This window comes from Nocardia wallacei (genome assembly GCF_029869545.1).
In the GTDB taxonomy this organism is placed as follows: Bacteria; Actinomycetota; Actinomycetes; order Mycobacteriales; family Mycobacteriaceae; genus Nocardia; species Nocardia wallacei_A.
The window spans coordinates 21,177-37,919 of sequence record NZ_JARWQD010000119.1; the positions used below are offsets into that span (position 1 = coordinate 21,177).

The following is a 16,743-nucleotide window of genomic DNA, read 5'->3' on the forward strand; positions in this document are numbered from 1 at the left end:
GCGGCGGGGAGCAGCGATTCGGGGGAATCGGGGGTGCGCTACCACCGGCTCGGTTTCTCCACCACCGACGACGTCCCCGTGCGCGAGCGTCCGGAGCTGTGGGTCGATCACGTCCGCGGAAACCACGGCGGCGGCATCGATTTCAGGTTCCGCGACACCGGCGATTTCCACGGGATGACCAACGTCCACCGCCTCAGCGACTACCGGCTCGGTGACTACCAGGCGATCGAGTTCGAGTCCGGCGCCATCGAGTACTACCGCCGCGCCGACGCGGCGGACAAGGATCACGATCGCAGTGCCAGGCTCGTCATCCCGCAGGAGGGCCGGATCCGGCTGGCCCAGGCCGGTGACCGGGCCGTGCTGACCCCGGGCCGGATGGGGCTGGTGCACTGGGGCCGGGAAATGACGCTGGCGCACGACGCCGGCGCTCGCGCCCGCATCCTGACCATCCCGTCGAACGCCCTGCCCGCGCCGATCAGGAATCGTCCACCGCTGCTTCTGGATTCGCGCAACGCGGTGCTGGGTTCGGTGCGTGACCTGGCCACGAATCTGACCCGCGAGCACGAGGCCCTGTCGGCGCGGCAGTTCGTCGCGCTGTACGCGGCCCTGGTGGACCTGCTGGCCTCCGCCGTGGACGAACTACGGGCGCCGGGTGCGGATCGGATGGCGCGGGTGGTGGCCGATGCCTGTCTGCACATCGACATGTATTCCGATGATCCGCGGCTCAGTGTGAAGACCCTGGCGGATCGTCTCGGAAAGACCCGCCGCCAGCTCGAATTCGCGATGGTCACCGTCAGGCGGACGACCCCGGCGGCGCTGTTGCGCGAGACCCGGCTGCGGCGGGCCCGGGCGCGGCTCGAGGATCCGACCAACACCAGGACCGTCGGCGAGATCGCCAGCGAGTCCGGGTTCAATTCGCTCAGCACCTTCAACGAGGCGTTCGTGCGGGAGTTCGGCGAGCATCCGGGCGAAGTCAAGAGCCGGGCCCGATCGTCGGCACCGTGCAAATCCGTACACGAGTCTGTGCGAATCCGGTAGATCCGAATCTCCCTCTCTCCCTAGCATTTTCGTGACGAGGTGCGCGGCTCGAGGTCAGGCGGTGGCGTCGGCCCTTCGGAGGGGAACGGCCGAACCACGGCCTGCACCTCGTCCTACCCACTCCTGGGTGGCGCAGTAGGGTGGGGGTATGAAACTTCTCCTCACGGTCGGTGTCGTTGCCGCAGTTGTCGTTGCCGTCAGCAAGCTCCGTCAGCGCAACGATGCGGATCTGTGGCACGAGGTGACCACCCGCTGAGTCAGGAGATCGACACCGGCCGGGTGATGTCGTCGACCGGCAGGGGCCCGTCGACGAAGGCACTCACCGACAGGTCGTTGACGGTGATGGCGCCGCCGTGGTTGTCGAGGAAGGCGATATCGGAGGCGTCGCGGCCGGTGGCGATGCGGACCAGGCTCGATCGCGGGGCTAGCAGGGACGGGTCGAACGCCTGCCACGTCCCGCGCACGTATGCCTCCGCGACGCAGTGGAAGTCCATCGGAATGCATCCGGGCGCGTAGACCGAGGCGATTCGGGCCGGTACGCCGACCGCCCGCAGCAGCGCCACCACCAGGTGCGCGTAGTCCCGGCAGACACCGTTGCCCGACAACAGCGTTTCCACCGCCCCGTCGCTGGGGTCGCTGCTGCCCGCGACGTAGCTCACCCGGCGGCCGACCCAGCTCGAGATCCGGGCGGGCAGGTCCGGATCGTCGACGCCGCAACCGAATTCGGTGGCCGCGAAGCCGAGGAGCTTATCGGATTCGGCGAACCGGCTCGGTCGCAGATAGACGGCCAAGTCGTAGTCCGAGGCCGGTTGCGGCGCAGCGCAACCCAGCACCGTCGCGCTGTAGTTGGCGCGCAGATTGCCTGCGGGCGAATCGAATACGTGAATTCTGGTGCCGTGCGGGCCGTACACCTCCCGGGCCGGGATGCTGCGGCCGTCGAGGACGAAATCCACCGACTCCGTCAGGTCGATTCCCGGCAGCCGGGCGACGGCGATCTGGAACTCCAGCACCGTCGGGGCATGGACCTCGACGTCGAGACGGGCGGAAACGTCGCGTTTCATTTCTCCATTATCGCGGCCAGGACGCTGTCGACGGACTGCTCGGCCAGCCGATCGGTGAGGGGCCCGTGGCCGAACAGCACGCGGTAGTAGAGCGGCGCGGCCAGCGCATCGAGGACGAATTCCATGTCGATATCGGGCCGTATCTCGCCGCGGTCGATCGCGGAACGCAGTGTGGCGGCGGTGGTTTCGCGCCGTGCGTCGAAGATGCGGCGACGGAAATCGGCGGCCAGTTCGGGATCGGCGGCGAGATCGCCGATCAGCGCGGGCAGGGCGCGGCCGAGGGCGGTGCCCGCCAGCGAGCGCACCAGCGTCGTCATTCCCGTGACCAGGTCCGCGCGCAGATCTCCGGTATCGGGCGTCGGCGTGACACCGAGCTGCCGGGCCATGGCATCGACGACCAGGTGCCGTTTCGACGGCCAGCGCCGATACACCGCGGGACGGTGGACGCCGGCCGCGGCGGCCACCGCACCCATGGTGAGCCGCTGATATCCGGCCGTGCTCAGCAGTTCGACCGCCGCGGTCAGGACCGCATCGTCGATCCTGGCGTCTCTGGTGCGTACCACACGCGCAACTCTAGAAAACCGGCTTGGGGACCAGCACGACGCGCCAGCCGTCCGGATCCTCGAAGGTCAGCGCGCCGACCCCGGCCCAGTACGGATTCTCGGCCGCGACCGGCTCGTGTCCGGCGTCCGCCAGCCGCTCCACCACCTCGTACATCCGGGCATCGCCGTGGAAGTAGAGGACGAGCAGATTCTCCGCGGTCGGGGCGGGGCCCGGGCTGCCGTCGGCGTGCGTGGTGAATTCCAGGTGGTACTCGGTGCCCGGCAGGCCGAGCATCACCCCGTCGTAGCCCGCGTGATCGTTGAATCGGTAGAGGACCCGCAGCCCGATGATCCGGGTGTAGAACTCCTCGACCTCGGCCAGCTTGTCTGTCGGCCGGGCGATGCGCACCTGTGCCACATCGAGTCCGGCGGGCCATTGTGTCGTTGTCATGCCTATAACGGTACATAATGTACCGATATAGTGTCGGTGTGATCATGCGGACAACGGCGGTATTCCGATGAGCTTGTCGGGGTTCAGCACCAGCCGGACGACGCGGATTCGGTTGTGGCCGTTCGTATCCAGCGCGAGTACGCCGTACGTGGTGCCCGCTGCGGTCAGCACCGCGCCCGGTCCGGAATTGACCTCGGCCGGACGCCAGGCGAGGTCACGCGGCCACGCCCAGGTGACCGCGCACAGGTAGCCCGCGACCGCGGTCAGGCCCGACACCGGAACCCGGGGGGTCTCGGACTTGCCGTCGGCGTCGGCGTAGAAGACGACGTCCGGGGCGAGCAGCCGGGTGAGGGCGGTCAGATCACCACCGGCCGCGGCCGCGAGGAAGCGCTCGGTGAGCTCGCGGTGCTCGCGCGGTGCCGGTCGATGCCGCGGGCGCCGGGCGTCGACATGGCGCCGGGCACGGTAGCCGAGCTGCCGGGTGGCGCGCTCGGTGCGGCCGAGCAGTTCGGCGATCTCGGCGTGCTCGAATCCGAAGATCTCGTGCAGCACGAAGACGACCCGTTCCGCGGGGTCCAGCGATTCCAGCACCACCAGCAGCGCCATCGAGACCGATTCGGCCAGTTCGGTATTGGTGTCGGGGCCGGTGAGCAGCGGCTCGGGCAGCCACGGCCCGATGTAGGTCTCGCGCCGCGCCCGGGCCCTGCGCAGCTGATCGATGGCGAGCCGGGAGACCAGCCGGAACAGGTAGGCGCGCGGTTGCGCCACGGCGTCGTGGTCGACGCCCCGCCAGCGCAGCCACGCCTCCTGCAGCACATCCTCGGCCTCGGTGCGGCTGCCGAGCATGCGGTAGGCCGCCGCGAACAGCTCCGCGCGATGCTCTTCGAAATGCACACCCATACCTGTACGACGTGGCGGGCCGGTCGTGCGTCACGCGTGACGCGGACACCCCCGGGATCCGTCCTTCCTGCACAGGCGAAACCCGCTGCAGGAAGGACCGATTCCCATGACCGTCGACAACCGACCCACCCGCTCCGAGGCGAATCGCGCGGTGGTGCTCGAGCTCTACCGCCGGTTCGGCGCCGGTGATCCGGAGGGCGCGTTCGCGCTGCTGCACGACGACTTCGTCACCCACAATCCGCGGGTGCCGCACGATCCGGCGACCGCCACGGGCAAGCGGGCGTTCCGGGACTTCTTCACGACTCCGGCCGGACGGGCGCTGGCCGCGGCCACCCAGGATGTGGTGCGCGTCGTTGCCGGCGACGACCTTGTCGCCGTGCACATCCGGTTGACCGCCGCCAGCGGCGAGACCGCGATCGTGGATCTGTTCCGCCTGCGGGACGGGCTCGTCGCCGAGCATTGGGATGTCGTCCAGCCGGTGCCCGGGACGCTGCCGCATCCTCACGGAATGTTCTGAGTCCCAGGTCAAGCCGCCGCCCACACCCCCGTCGCCGCCGTCTGCCGCACGTAATCGGTGAAATCCCTGGGCTTGCGGCCCAGCGCCCGCTGCACACCGTCGGCGGTGGCCGAGTTGCGGCCGTCGAGGACGGTGCCGAACAGGTAGTCCAGCAGTCCGATCTCCTCGGCGGGGACGTCGTAGGTGGTCAGGGCCGCGACGAAAGCCGCCCGGGTGATCGGAACGAAGGCGATGTCGCGTCCCGTGGTGTGCGCGATCTCCGCGATCGCCTCGGAGAAGGTCAGCGCGCGGGGGCCGGTCAGCTCGTAGACCGCCCCCGCGTGGCGCTCGTCGGTGAGCGCCGCGACCGCGACGGCGGCGATGTCGTCCGCGTCGATGAAGGGCTCCGGGATCTCACCGGCCGGCAGGGCTACCTCGCCCGCCCGGACGTAGTCGGTGAACGCGCCCTCGCTGAAATTCTGGGCGAACCAGCTGCAGCGCAGGATCGTCCAGGGGACACCGGAATTCCGCACGATCTCCTCGCATTCCGCCGCCTCCGGCTCGCCGCGGCCGGACAGCAGCACGAGCTTGCCGATCCCGTGCCGTCGGGCGGCGGCGGTCAGCGCGTGCATGTCCTGCGGCGCTCCGGGCGCCGCCAGATCCGGCTGGTAGGAGATGTACACGGCGGAAACACCGGTCAGGGCCGCATCCCAGGTCTGTCGATCCGTCCAGTCGAAAGACGGTGTCGCCGACCGGGATCCGATCCGAACCGGGACCGACAGCGCCCGGAGCGAGGCGGCCACGCGGCTACCGGTCCTGCCGGTGCCACCGAGTACGAGTACGGGGTTGTTCGATGTGGTCATGAATCCAGTACATCCGCGATCGCCCCGGCGGAACATGGTTCAGACGATCGCGAACATACGCCGGCGTCTGCCGAGACGATCGCGGGCGGGGACACGGGCTGTGACTGATCACTACTGCGCCGGCGGGTGGTGGGGCGGCCCGTAAGGTCGAAATATGACCTCGCCGGAGTTGTCCAAGCTGGTGCAATCGGTTGTCGAGCCGTATCTGCTGCACGGTCCGCGCCGCTACACCCGGGAGGACGTGTCGCGGCAGTCCGGGGTGCCCTCGGAGCTGACCCGCCGGTTGTGGATCTCGCTCGGATTCCCCGCCAATCCGGACGACCACGCGATCGAGTACACCGACGCGGATGTGGAGGCGGTCAACAACTTCCAGAGCCTGGCCGCGCTGGCCTCGACCGATGTGCGGCAGCAGTCCGGGGCCGCGCGGACCCTCGGCCAGTCGATGGCGCGGCTGGCCGAATGGCAGGTGGACCTGGTCGCCGAGGAGATCGTGGACCGGATCCGGGCGATCACCGCCGCCGATCCGGATGCGGACGAGGTGGCCGTCGCGCAGGAGGCGACCGAGGAGGTCGTCTCGACACTGCAGCAGCTGCAGGCCTACGCGTGGCGGCGGCATCTGGCGGCCGCGCTGGCGCGCTCGCTCAACGGTGACGGCACCGGGGGCGAGACGATGCGCGAGCAGGCCGTGGGCTTCGCCGATATGGTCGGCTACACCCGCCTGACCCGTCATCTCGATCCGGAGGAGCTGACCCGGCTGCTGGAGTCGTTCGAGACCATCACCACCGACGCGATCACCGGCAACGGCGGGTGGGTTATCAAGAACGTCGGCGACGAGGTCATGTTCGCGGCGGAGTCGGCGGTCGTGGGCGCACGCATCGCGCTGGAGATCCAGGAGGCCACGCTGTCCGCGGGCACCACGCCGGAGCTGCGGGTGGGGCTGGCCTACGGGGAGGTGCTGCAGCGGTTCGGCGACCTGTACGGGTCGGTGGTGAACATGGCCGCGCGCCTGACCGGCGTGGCGCGGCCCGGGACGGTGCTGATCGATGACGCCGCGGCGGCGCAGCTGGCCGGTGAACCGGAGTTCGTGCTGCGGCATCTGCGCAGTGTGCGGGTGCGCGGCTTCAATCGCCTGCGTTCGCACGTGCTGCGCCGCGCCTGACAGGCGTCGGCGCGGCGAAACGTGCCGGAAAATTAGGAGCGGGCCTCGGCGAAGGGGGGGAGTTAGCCGAGGCCCGCGTAAGGTCGGCCCGGGGGGGAGGGGCCGACGTGAATGATCCTACGCGACGATCCACGGTTGTGGGTGTATGAGGGCCGCCACTTTCGGAAAGTTTTTGATCGGCGGGATCTCGATGCCGGATCCCGACGGTTCTCGTGGTGCGTCATGTGTCCGCTTCGTCGCTCAAATGTGTTGGGGTACAGCGGATTACGGGGGTCGAACGGCGTGGGTTCCCGGGCCGACCGCGGGCGCCGGTACGCCGGATCGGGCGGTGCGCATCCGCCCGGTTCGGTAGCGACGGTCCGTATTGCCCGGATTTCCGGGCGTGTCGATCGGGTCGGCCGAGTACCGGTGCGCGACCGAGAACAGGTAGCCCACTACTCGGGACCCGGCCCGGTCCGGCGGGCGACCATGTAGTCGGCCGCATCCCGCCGGCACCCCCGAGCACCGCCGGATCCCCGGGATGCGGCCTCCTGCTGTCCGGGCTTCGTGCGCGGCCACAGGCCGCCGGGCGCGCCGACCGGGGCACCGCGTTAATCGCATGAACTTGTCGGTGCCGTGGGCAATACTTGGCTGCAGTGTCGCTCAGGTCACTGCATATCCATTACAAACGTCAGGAGCATCATGCCCGACGCCATAATCGCCGAGGGTCTGGTCAAGACATACGGAAAGCTGACCGCCCTCGACCATCTCGATCTCACGGTGCCGGAGGGGACGGTCACCGCGCTGCTCGGCCCCAACGGCGCGGGCAAGACCACCACGGTCCGCGTGCTGACCACATTGCTCATCCCGGACTCGGGTCACGCCACCGTGGCCGGTATCGACGTGCTGCGGGAGCCGCAGCGGCTGCGTGCGCACATCGGCGCCTCCGGTCAGTACGCCGCCGTCGACGAATACCTCACCGGCTTCGAGAATCTGGAGATGGTGGGGCGGCTGTACCACATGGGCGTGCAGCGCAGTAAGGAGCGCGCGCGGGAGCTGCTGGAGCGGTTCCGGCTCGCCGACGCCGCCGACCGCCCGGTGAAGGGCTACTCCGGCGGTATGCGCCGCCGCCTCGACCTGGCCGGCGCGCTGGTCGCCAACCCACCGGTGCTGTTCCTGGACGAGCCGACCACGGGCCTGGACCCGCGGGCCCGCCTGGACCTGTGGGATGTCATCGAGGAATTGGTCGCCGGCGGCACCACGCTGCTGCTGACCACCCAGTACATGGAGGAGGCCGACCGGCTGGCCGACGCCATCGCCGTCATCGACCACGGCAAGGTCATCGCCCGCGGCACGGCCGACGAGCTGAAGACCATGGTCGGCGGCGACCGCATCGAGCTGACCGTCGACCACGCCGACAGCCTCGCGGTGGCCCAACAGGCGCTGGCGGGGCTCGCGGTCGGCGAGATGCATCTCGAGCCCGGGCTGCGCCGCATCACGGTGCCCGTCAGCGAGGGCTCGCAGGCGCTGGTGAACGCGATCGGCAAGCTGGCCGAGCACCAGGTCCGAATCCACGACGTCGGCCTGCGCCGCCCCTCGCTCGACGACGTGTTCCTCACCCTGACCGGCCATGAGGCCGAGGAGCTGGTCAGCGAGAACGGCAGTGCCAACGGTAAGCGCGCCGCCGATCGAGTCGAAGCAACGGAAGGAAAAACCCGATGAGCACCGCAACGGCGCTCGCCGACCTGCCCTCCTTCGGGCAGCGGATGTCGATGGTGGTCAGCGACAGCCTGACGATCACCAAGCGCAACGTCATCAAGATCAGGCGCGTCCCGGACGTGCTGATCTTCTCGACGCTGTCGCCGATCATGTTCGTCCTGCTGTTCGCCTACATCTTCGGCACCGCCATCCAGGTGCCCGGCATGGCGGGCGGCTACCGGGAGTTCCTGATCGCGGGCATCTTCGCGCAGACCTCGGTCTTCGGTGCCACGTTCACGGGGCTGAGCCTGGCGGAGGATATGCAGAAGGGCATCATCGACCGGTTCCGCTCGCTGCCGATGGCGCCGGTCGCCGTGCTCATCGGCCGCACCGCCGCCGATGTCGTGATCAACGTGGTGAGCCTGGTCGTCATGTCGCTGACCGGCCTGGTGGTCGGCTGGCGGATCCGCGGATCGCTGCTCGACGCGGTGCTGGCCTATGTCCTGCTGCTGCTGTTCGCCTACGCGATCTCGTGGATCATGGCCGTGGTCGGTCTGATCGTGCGGGCGCCCGAGGTGTTCAACAATGCCAGCTTCATGGTCATCTTCCCGCTGACCTTCCTGGCGAATACCTTTGTGCCGCTGAACAACCTGCCGGGGCCGCTGCGCGTCTTCGCCGAATGGAACCCCGTATCGGCGGTCACCCAGGCGACCCGCGACCTGTTCGGTAACACGAGCCCGATGGCGCCCCCGGGCGACGCCTGGCCGATTCAGCACCCGGTGGCGACGACGCTCATCTGGGTGGTGGTCATTCTGGCGGTGTTCGTGCCGCTGGCGGTGCGCCAGTTCAAGCGCTCGGTCAGCCGCTGACCCATGCGATGCGACCACTGTGACCAGCCTTTCCTGCGCGAAATGTGTTGCTGTGCCACAGTGGTCGCATGCAGTTGGGGAGTTCGGGAAAATCCGGCCGGTTGCGCAACCGGCTCATCGCCGCCGCCCTCGTCGGATTCGCGGGCAGTGCCGCGTGGCTGGCGGCCCGCCGCCGCCCGCAGCTTCCGGAACCCGCCGCCGAACCGCCGCGCCTCGGCTACTCGACCAACGGGTCCACACCGCCGGAAGCCGCCCGGTTGCCCTAGCACGCGGCGGCGCGGCCCGAAGACGGTGGGATGCAATGCGGTTCACGGTCTGCGTGGCACGATGATGGGCGTGACCTCACCGAATCAGACCGCCGTGGCAACGCTGCACACCAACCACGGCGACATCAAGATCTCGCTCTTCGGTAACCACGCCCCGAAAACGGTGCGGAACTTCGTCGGCCTCGCCGACGGGTCGGCGTCGTACACGACGCAGAACGCGAGCGGCGGTACGTCCGGCCCGTTCTACGACGGCTGCACTTTTCACCGTGTGATGGACGGGTTCATGATCCAAGGTGGTGACCCGACCGGCACGGGACGCGGCGGACCCGGCTACGAGTTCGGTGACGAGTTCCATCCCGAACTGCGCTTCGACCGCCCGTACCTGCTGGCCATGGCCAACGCCGGGCCGGGCACCAACGGTTCGCAGTTCTTCATCACCGTCGGCCCGCAGCCGCACCTGAACCGCCGCCACACCATTTTCGGCGAGGTGGTGGACCCGGATTCGCGCAAGGTGGTCGACGCCATCGCCACCACCGCGACCGACCGCAACGATCGCCCGAAGGAGCCGGTCGTCATCTCCTCCGTCACCATCGCCTGAGTCTCATCGGAGTTCCGTGAATCCCCACCCGCCCGCGCCGACCTGCTTCCGCCATCCCGATCGGCCCACCGGCCTGGCATGCACTCGGTGCGGGCGGTCGGCCTGTCCGGACTGCCTGCGCCCGGCCTCGGTCGGTCAGCACTGCGTGGAGTGCCTGCGCCAAGGGCAGGCCGATGTGCGACCGGTGCGGACCGTCGCGGGTGCTCCCGCGGCGCGGCGGGCCGTTCCCTACGTGACCTACGCCCTGATCGCACTCAATGTCGCCATCTACGCGATCACGGCCGCGCAGGCGAACAGCGTTGCCGACAATCAGCGGTCGCAGCTGTTCTTCGATTGGGTGCTCGTTCCCCCGGCCGTCGCCGACGGGCAGTGGATTCGGGTACTCGGTTCCGGCTTCCTGCATTACGGACCGGTGCACCTGCTGGTCAATATGTTCGCGCTGTACATCCTGGGCCGTGACTGCGAGATGGTGCTGGGCCGACTGCGGTTCGTCGCGGTCTACGCGGCCTCGCTGCTCGGCGGATCGGCGGCGGTGATGTGGCTGGCCCAGGATTCGGCGACCGCGGGCGCGTCCGGCGCGATCTACGGCCTGTTCGGCGCGATGACGGTGATCCTGCTGCGGCTGCGGCAGAGTCCGACGCAGATGCTGGTGCTGATCGTGATCAACGTGATCATCAGCGTGTCGCTGCCCGGTATCTCGCTGTGGGGCCACCTCGGCGGGCTCGCCGCCGGGACCCTCGCCACGGGCGGCATCCTGTTCCTCCCGCAGTGGTCGAAGGCCAAGAACCCGGAGGTGGCGCGCACGATCGGATGGGTGGCCGTGGCGGCGGTGATGGTGATCAGCCTCGCGCTCATCGGCGGCGCCGCGGCGTCGCTGGCCTGATCAGTCGCGGACGAGCCCGTGCACGGTCATCGCGTCGAGCACATCCTGGGGATGCGTGCCCAGGTCCCAGCGGCCGAAGATCAGCAGCCGGTCGTCGCCGTCGTGCCGGACGTCGAGCTCGAGGTTCGGCACCCGGCGCCCGAGCCGCCGGAAACCGACCACCCGGGCCTTCAGGATCTGCTCGGGCCGGTACGCCACGGGCCCCAGCAGTCCGCGCACGACCAGGACCGGTGAATCGCCGGTGACCACGGTCAACCGCGGCCGCTGACGCAGGCCCAGGGCGGCCAGCCCCAGCAGCAGCACCGCCGCGAGCCCGATCAGCAGGCGGCTCGGCGCGTCGGAGGCGAAGACGGCGGCGACGGCCAGGGCCACCCCGCCCAGCGCCGTCGCCGCGAGTGCGGCGGGCGGCGTGGACCAGCTCAGCCGGGTCTCCGAGTCGGATGCGGTCACGGTCCCCAAACGCTCCTCGAGTTGTCCACAGAATCATCCACAAGTGTGAATGAATGACACGGATGTAGCGCCGTGACAGGGGGATTCACGGCCGGGTCAGCGCCACCGCATCGTCATGATCAGGCCGATCACCATGAGCCCGAAGCCGATCAGGAAGTTCCAGGCATTGAGGTTGGCCATCCACTCGATCTTGTCGTTGGCCAGGTAGTACACCAGCAACCACACCAGCCCGGCGAGCATGAAGCCGAGCATGATGGTGACGTACCAGACCGGCGAGGGGCCGCCCTTCACCTTCACCGGCGTGCGGCTGGCGGGATTGATCGTATAGTCGGTCTTCTTGCGGCGGACCTTCGACTTGGGCATGACGTCCTCGTATTCGGCGTACAGGTCGTACCGGCGGGGGAGTGCCGCTCGCACCTGCCGGTCTGACTAAAGGCTATCCCAGCTGGGTGTACACCCGGGGCCCGGACTGTTGTCGGCGGGCCCGCCAGGTATTCCCGCGACGGTGAATCGCCCGCCACGTAGTCTCGAACCATGCGTGTACTGGTCGTCGACAATTACGACAGCTTCGTGTTCAACCTGGTGCAGTATCTGGGCCAGTTGGGTGCCGAGGCCACCGTCTGGCGCAACGACGACCCGCGGCTCCAACCTCTCGACGAGGTCGTCACCGGATTCGACGGCGTGCTGGTCAGCCCGGGACCGGGGACTCCCGACCGGGCGGGCGCCAGTATCGAGCTGGTGCACGCGTGCGGTCGGCAGCGCACCCCGCTGCTCGGCGTCTGCCTGGGGCATCAGGCCATCGGCGCGGCCTTCGGTGCCACCGTCACCCGTGCGCCGGAACTGCTGCACGGCAAGACCAGTTCGGTCTTCCATCTCGGCGCCGGTGTGCTGGCCGGGTTGCCCGATCCGTTCACCGCCACCCGCTACCACTCGCTGACCGTGCTCGAGGACACCCTGCCCGCCGAACTCGAGGTGCTCGGCCGGACCGAGTCCGGCGTCGTCATGGCGATGCGGCACCGCACGCTGCCGATCCACGGCGTGCAGTTCCATCCGGAGTCGGTCCTCACCCAGGGCGGGCATCGGATGCTGGCCAACTGGCTGGAGGTCTGCGGGGAACGCCCGGCCGAGGCCCTGGTCCGGCAGCTCGAGTCGGAGGTCGCGGCGCTGGTCTGAGAGGTGTCCGGGAGGATGCACCCATGAGCGACAGCGATCGTCCCCACGTGCTGCTCTCGGTCGCGGTGAGCATCGACGGCTACATCGACGACGCCGGTCCCGAACGACTGCTGCTGTCGAATCCTGAGGACTTCGACCGGGTCGATGCGGTGCGTGCCGACAGCGACGCCATCCTCGTCGGGGCCCGGACGCTGCGCCGCGACAACCCGCGCCTGCTGGTCGGCAGCGCGGAACGCCGGGCCCGGCGGGTGGCCGCGGGCAAGCCGGAGTATCCGCTCAAGGTCACCGTCAGCGCGGGCGGCGACCTCGAACCCGGTCTGCGCTTCTTCCACACCGGCGGGGACAAGCTGGTCTACACCACCGACGCCGGAGCCGCGTGCCTCGGTGCGCGCCTCGCAGGCCTGGCCGAGGTCGTATCCCTCGGGACCACGGTGGATTTCGGCGCACTGCTCGACGACCTCGGGCGGCGCGGCACCGCCCGGCTGATGGTGGAGGGCGGCGGCCACATCCACACCGCCTTCCTGGCGAACGGCCTGGCCGACGAGCTGCTGCTGGCCGTGGCGCCGGTACTGGTCGGCGATCCGGACGCACCGCGATTTCTGAATCCCGCCGACTTCCCCGGCGGCTCCGGGCGCAGAATGGTCTTGGCGGATGTCACCCGCATCGGCGATGTCGCGCTGCTGCGCTATCTGCCCACACGGACCGAGGCACCGACCGACGGAGGGCCGCACGTTATGGAATCCCCGCAGTGACATCGCATTTCGCCGACCTGGGCGCGGAAAACCGTAAGACACACCGGTTCTGGATGCATCACGCGATCGGTCTGGCCCGCCTGTGCCCCGTCAGCCCGACCGCCTTCTCGGTCGGCGCGGTCGTCGTCGACGCCGACGGAGTCGAACTGGCACACGGCTTTTCGCGCGAAACCGACGAGAAGGTGCACGCGGAGGAGTCCGCGCTGAACAAGCTCGGCGAGGACTCGCGGCTGGCCCGCGCCACCCTCTACAGCACCCTGGAGCCCTGCTCGCAGCGCGCCTCCCCGGACCGGGCGCCCTGCACCGACCGCATCCTGGCGGCCGGTATCGCGCGGGTGGTCATCGCCTGGCGCGAACCGCCCACCTTCGTAGCCAACTGCGTGGGCGTGGAGAAACTACGCGACCAGGGCGTCGAGGTGATCGAACTCCCGGACATGGCCACCGAGGCCATGTCCATGAACCGCCACCTGAATTTGTGATGTACGGCATTCCGGCTGAACGGAACGCCTTTGCATCTTCAATGCGTCTCAATCAGTGATGGCAGAAGCCATCGAATGATTGGGAGGGATTATGAAGTTCGCAAAGTTGCTATTCGTGTGCGCGTCTGTGCCCGTAATGGCCATGCTGGGTACGGCATACGCGCAGGCTGGTCCGGATTCCAGCTGCACGGACGGTCGCATCTGCGGGTGGGCGGGCACGTTCTACGGGGATGGTCGTGTGCTGGATTCGGCGCCGCCCGACGCTGGAGGCTGCGTCACCATCCCGACAATTCAATCCGCTGCCAATGTCTCCGGTCGCGCGATTACGCTGTGGAGCGGGTCGGATTGCACCGGTGACAGCTTCGTGGTGTCGGACAACTTCTACACCAGCATCGGTGGTCCCAAGAGTTCGATGTCGGCGTAGTAGTCGGCTGAGGCTGGGGCCGTCGTTGATACGACGGCCCCACGCATGTGGCCGTGTCCATCAAAGGATCACGGTGGGGCCAAGACCCCGACGATGATCGTGATCGTGGCGTTCTTCGACATCGATGAGCCTGCCTTCGGCTGCTGATCAACCACACGGCCGATGCTGCTGGCGTCGAAGGTGCCCTGAGAGTTCTGGATGATCTGATTGGCTCCGCCGACCCAACCCGCAGCGCGTAGCCGGTCTACGGCCTGCGATGGGGTCGCTCCGACCAACGTCGGCATCTGGATCTGGTCGCTCGACACCTGCACGGTGATCGTCGAGCCCTTGTCTGCTGCGGATCCACCCGAGGGGTCCGTTGCAAGCACCTCGCCACTCGGACGTGACGACGGAACCTTCTGGACGACGACCTTGAAACCGCCAGGATTCTCCAGGTTCGCTTGGGCGACTTCGATCTGCTGGCCGACGACATCGGGGACGCGTACCTGCTCCGGGCCCTTGCCCAAGGTGATCTTGACGGTGCTGCCGACGTCTATTCTCGAGCCTGGGGTCGGGTCCTGTTTGATCACCTTGTCTTTGTCTTCGGTGCTGGACCAGTCGCGCTGGACCTCGGAGTCCAGTCGCAGGTTGGATGCCTTCAGCTGTTGTTCGGCCTGCTGCAGGGTCTGTTGCGCCAGCTGCGGCACGGGTACCTGTTCGGGGCCCTTGGACACCAGAACGGTGACGGTGCTGCCCTTTTCCGCACGCGAGCCGCCGATCGGCTGCGTGCCGATGACGTTGCCGATGGCGATCTTGCTGTCCGCCTTGTCCTGGGTGGACACGTTGAAGCCGGCGTTTCTCAGATCGTTCTGCGCCTGCTGCGACGATTTGTTCGACACATCGGGCACGGCCACCATCTCCGGGCTGCTGCCGGGGCCGATCAGAAACCAGAACAGCGCGAATATCACCGCCAGCGCGCCCAGCGCGCCCGCCGCGATCAGGGCGGTGCGGCGGCGTGGTTCGTCGGGTTCGGGCTCCTCGATATCGTCGCGCTCCACGGTGCGGTAGGTGCGCGGCGCCGAATCCATGCTGCCGAGGATGGTGGTGCGGTCCTCGTCGGTCATCACCATCGGCGCGTGCGGCTTCTGCCCGCCGAGCACCCGGATCAGGTCGGCGCGCATCTCCGCGGCCGTCTGGTAGCGGTTGGCCGGATTCTTGCTCATCGCCTTGAGCACGACCGAGTCCAGCTCGCGTGGCACGCCGGGATGCACCAGCGAGGGCAGCCGCGGATCCTCGCGCACGTGCTGGTAGGCGACGGCCACGGGGGAGTCGCCGGTGAAAGGTGGCTCGCCGGTGAGGATTTCGTAGAGCACGCAGCCGACGGAATAGACGTCGGAGCGCGCGTCGACCTGCTCGCCGCGGGCCTGCTCGGGCGACAGATACTGCGCGGTGCCGATCACCGCGGCCGTCTGGGTCATCGGATTGGAGCTGTCGGCGATCGCACGGGCGATGCCGAAGTCCATCACCTTCACCGCGCCCTGGCGGTTGATCATGATGTTGGCCGGCTTCATGTCGCGATGCACGATGCCGTTCTTGTGGCTGAAATCCAGTGCGGCGCAGACGTCGGCGATGACCTCCATCGCGCGCCGCGGCGGCAGCGGACCCTTGCCGCGCACGATATCGCGCAGGGTTTCGCCGTCGACGTACTCCATCACGATGTAGGGCAGCGGCCCGCCGTCGACCTCGGCCTCGCCGGTGTCGTAGACCGCGACGATCGCCGGATGATTCAGCGCGGCCGCGTTCTGCGCCTCCCGCTTGAACCGCAGATAGAAGGTCGGGTCGCGGGCCAGGTCCGCCCGCAACACCTTGATCGCCACGTCGCGACCCAGCCGCAGGTCGCGTGCCTTGTGCACCTCGGACATGCCGCCGAACCCGATGATCTCGCCCAGCTCGTAGCGAGAGGAGAGATTCTTCGGGGTCGTCATGGCAGTCCTTGCGGTTCTGTGGCCGGGGAACTACTGCTGTCGGTGGTGCCGTTGCTGTTCGTACCGTGGAATCCGTTGGTGCCGTGGCGCCCGTTGGTGCCGGTGGTGCCCTCGACACCGGGGATCCCCGGCAATGGTATTTCCAGAGACGGCCGCGGTATGCGACCCGTGGTCGTCGGCGCGGTGGTCGGTCGTTGCGGTCGCGTGGTGGTCGTCGGCGCGGGCGTGGTCGTCGGCGGTTCGGTGGTGGTCGTCGGCGCCTCGGTCGTCGTGGTGACCGGTGGTGGCGGCTGGTACCGGGTGGTGGTCGGCGGTTCGGTGGTGGTGGTGGTCGGCGGCGGCGGGGGCGGCGCGACGACCGAGGTGGGCGCCTTCTGCGGCGTGGGTTCCGGAGGATCGCCGCTCAGCAGCACCCACGCGGCGATTCCGCCCAGCGCCAGCGCGCCGATGCCGAGACCCGCGAGCGCCTTCTGCCCGGTGGTGAACCGCCCCTTGCGCTCGTCCTCGGGCGGGTGCCCGGGGATGGCGGCCGTCCCGCCGAGCGCCTGCGGCCGCCCGGAGGTCGGCGTCGAATAGCGCAGGGTGGCGTCGTCGTAATCGCCGCGGGGGAGCACGGCGGTCGGACCCGCGGGCGGCAGCACGCGCGCCGCGCCGGTCTGCGAGGCGGCGGGCCCGGCGGCGTTGCGCGGTGGCGGCGG

21 protein-coding genes and 1 pseudogene are annotated in these 16,743 nt (G+C 68.7%); 13 read left to right on the plus strand and 9 right to left on the minus strand.

The window, feature by feature from the left end; genetic code table 11:
* Nucleotides 1-33 precede the first annotated feature (33 nt).
* Both QH290_RS09490 and QH290_RS09495 read left to right on the plus strand, forming a co-directional pair.
* Nucleotides 34-1,038 carry an AraC family transcriptional regulator gene (locus QH290_RS09490; RefSeq protein ID WP_280262820.1) on the plus strand — a complete coding sequence of 335 codons (1,005 nt, stop codon included), beginning with the start codon at nt 34-36 and terminating at the stop codon, nt 1,036-1,038.
* A gap of 148 nt (nt 1,039-1,186) precedes the next feature.
* Nucleotides 1,187-1,294, plus strand: coding sequence for a DLW-39 family protein (locus QH290_RS09495; protein WP_280262818.1), 108 nt, complete (start codon nt 1,187-1,189; stop codon nt 1,292-1,294).
* Nucleotide 1,295: 1 nt separating this feature from the next.
* Here the strand turns inward: QH290_RS09495 and QH290_RS09500 are convergent, their stop codons facing one another.
* The 4 genes from QH290_RS09500 to sigJ are packed head-to-tail and all read right to left on the minus strand — an operon-like array spanning nt 1,296 to nt 3,986.
* Nucleotides 1,296-2,099, minus strand: coding sequence for a transglutaminase-like domain-containing protein (locus QH290_RS09500; protein WP_280382582.1), 804 nt, complete (start codon nt 2,097-2,099; stop codon nt 1,296-1,298).
* On the minus strand, nt 2,096-2,662 hold the full coding sequence (locus QH290_RS09505; protein WP_280382583.1) for a TetR-like C-terminal domain-containing protein: 567 nt from the start codon (nt 2,660-2,662) through the stop codon (nt 2,096-2,098). The genes QH290_RS09500 and QH290_RS09505 overlap by 4 nt, the downstream gene beginning before the upstream one ends.
* A gap of 10 nt (nt 2,663-2,672) precedes the next feature.
* The gene (locus QH290_RS09510) at nt 2,673-3,092 is read right to left on the minus strand and encodes a VOC family protein (protein WP_280262812.1); all 420 of its coding nucleotides are present in this window, start codon (nt 3,090-3,092) and stop codon (nt 2,673-2,675) included.
* 42 nt (nt 3,093-3,134) lie between these two features.
* Complete coding sequence (sigJ, locus tag QH290_RS09515) at nt 3,135-3,986, minus strand: RNA polymerase sigma factor SigJ (RefSeq protein ID WP_425303576.1); 852 nt, start codon at nt 3,984-3,986, stop codon at nt 3,135-3,137.
* Nucleotides 3,987-4,098: 112 nt separating this feature from the next.
* Here sigJ and QH290_RS09520 point away from each other — a divergent pair, with 112 nt between their 5' ends.
* On the plus strand, nt 4,099-4,509 hold the full coding sequence (locus QH290_RS09520) for a nuclear transport factor 2 family protein (RefSeq protein ID WP_280382585.1): 411 nt from the start codon (nt 4,099-4,101) through the stop codon (nt 4,507-4,509).
* A gap of 8 nt (nt 4,510-4,517) precedes the next feature.
* Here the strand turns inward: QH290_RS09520 and QH290_RS09525 are convergent, their stop codons facing one another.
* Complete coding sequence (locus QH290_RS09525) at nt 4,518-5,351, minus strand: NAD(P)H-binding protein (protein WP_280262807.1); 834 nt, start codon at nt 5,349-5,351, stop codon at nt 4,518-4,520.
* Nucleotides 5,352-5,505: 154 nt separating this feature from the next.
* Between QH290_RS09525 and QH290_RS09530 the strand changes: the two genes are divergently transcribed.
* From QH290_RS09530 to QH290_RS09555, 6 genes are all read left to right on the plus strand, one after another.
* On the plus strand, nt 5,506-6,510 hold the full coding sequence (locus QH290_RS09530) for an adenylate/guanylate cyclase domain-containing protein (protein ID WP_280262806.1): 1,005 nt from the start codon (nt 5,506-5,508) through the stop codon (nt 6,508-6,510).
* Between the two features lie 681 nt (nt 6,511-7,191).
* Nucleotides 7,192-8,211, plus strand: a complete 1,020-nt coding sequence (locus tag QH290_RS09535; protein ID WP_280262804.1) for an ATP-binding cassette domain-containing protein — start codon at nt 7,192-7,194, stop codon at nt 8,209-8,211.
* Nucleotides 8,208-9,056: an ABC transporter permease gene (locus tag QH290_RS09540; protein WP_280262802.1), complete on the plus strand. Its 849-nt coding sequence runs from the start codon at nt 8,208-8,210 to the stop codon at nt 9,054-9,056. The genes QH290_RS09535 and QH290_RS09540 overlap by 4 nt, the downstream gene beginning before the upstream one ends.
* A 68-nt stretch (nt 9,057-9,124) precedes the next feature.
* A complete protein-coding gene (locus QH290_RS09545; RefSeq protein WP_280382586.1) occupies nt 9,125-9,322 on the plus strand; it encodes a hypothetical protein in 198 nt (65 codons plus the stop codon).
* Nucleotides 9,323-9,392: 70 nt separating this feature from the next.
* Complete coding sequence (locus QH290_RS09550) at nt 9,393-9,920, plus strand: peptidylprolyl isomerase (RefSeq protein WP_280262798.1); 528 nt, start codon at nt 9,393-9,395, stop codon at nt 9,918-9,920.
* A 16-nt stretch (nt 9,921-9,936) separates the two neighbouring features.
* Complete coding sequence (locus QH290_RS09555) at nt 9,937-10,803, plus strand: rhomboid family intramembrane serine protease (RefSeq protein WP_280262797.1); 867 nt, start codon at nt 9,937-9,939, stop codon at nt 10,801-10,803.
* On the opposite strand, the gene QH290_RS09560 is transcribed toward QH290_RS09555, so the two are convergent.
* Complete coding sequence (locus tag QH290_RS09560) at nt 10,804-11,253, minus strand: PH domain-containing protein (RefSeq protein WP_280262795.1); 450 nt, start codon at nt 11,251-11,253, stop codon at nt 10,804-10,806.
* Between the two features lie 96 nt (nt 11,254-11,349).
* Nucleotides 11,350-11,616 carry a cell division protein CrgA gene (gene crgA, locus QH290_RS09565; protein ID WP_068025547.1) on the minus strand — a complete coding sequence of 89 codons (267 nt, stop codon included), beginning with the start codon at nt 11,614-11,616 and terminating at the stop codon, nt 11,350-11,352.
* A 171-nt stretch (nt 11,617-11,787) separates the two neighbouring features.
* On the opposite strand from crgA, the gene QH290_RS09570 reads away from it, so the two are divergent.
* The 4 genes from QH290_RS09570 to QH290_RS09585 all read left to right on the plus strand — a co-directional run bounded on the left by QH290_RS09570 (nt 11,788) and on the right by QH290_RS09585 (nt 14,081).
* On the plus strand, nt 11,788-12,426 hold the full coding sequence (locus QH290_RS09570; RefSeq protein WP_280382587.1) for an aminodeoxychorismate/anthranilate synthase component II: 639 nt from the start codon (nt 11,788-11,790) through the stop codon (nt 12,424-12,426).
* 23 nt (nt 12,427-12,449) lie between these two features.
* The gene (locus QH290_RS09575) at nt 12,450-13,178 is read left to right on the plus strand and encodes a RibD family protein (RefSeq protein ID WP_280382588.1); all 729 of its coding nucleotides are present in this window, start codon (nt 12,450-12,452) and stop codon (nt 13,176-13,178) included.
* Nucleotides 13,175-13,657, plus strand: a complete 483-nt coding sequence (locus tag QH290_RS09580) for a deaminase (RefSeq protein ID WP_280382589.1) — start codon at nt 13,175-13,177, stop codon at nt 13,655-13,657. The genes QH290_RS09575 and QH290_RS09580 overlap by 4 nt, the downstream gene beginning before the upstream one ends.
* A gap of 91 nt (nt 13,658-13,748) precedes the next feature.
* A complete protein-coding gene (locus tag QH290_RS09585; protein WP_280382590.1) occupies nt 13,749-14,081 on the plus strand; it encodes a peptidase inhibitor family I36 protein in 333 nt (110 codons plus the stop codon).
* Nucleotides 14,082-14,149: 68 nt separating this feature from the next.
* Here the strand turns inward: QH290_RS09585 and pknB are convergent, their stop codons facing one another.
* Together pknB and QH290_RS09595 are read right to left on the minus strand one after the other, a co-directional pair.
* A complete protein-coding gene (gene pknB, locus QH290_RS09590) occupies nt 14,150-16,045 on the minus strand; it encodes a Stk1 family PASTA domain-containing Ser/Thr kinase (RefSeq protein ID WP_280382591.1) in 1,896 nt (631 codons plus the stop codon).
* Nucleotides 16,042-16,743, minus strand: a pseudogene (locus QH290_RS09595) (serine/threonine protein kinase); the annotation flags it as partial. The gene pknB and the pseudogene QH290_RS09595, both read right to left, overlap by 4 nt.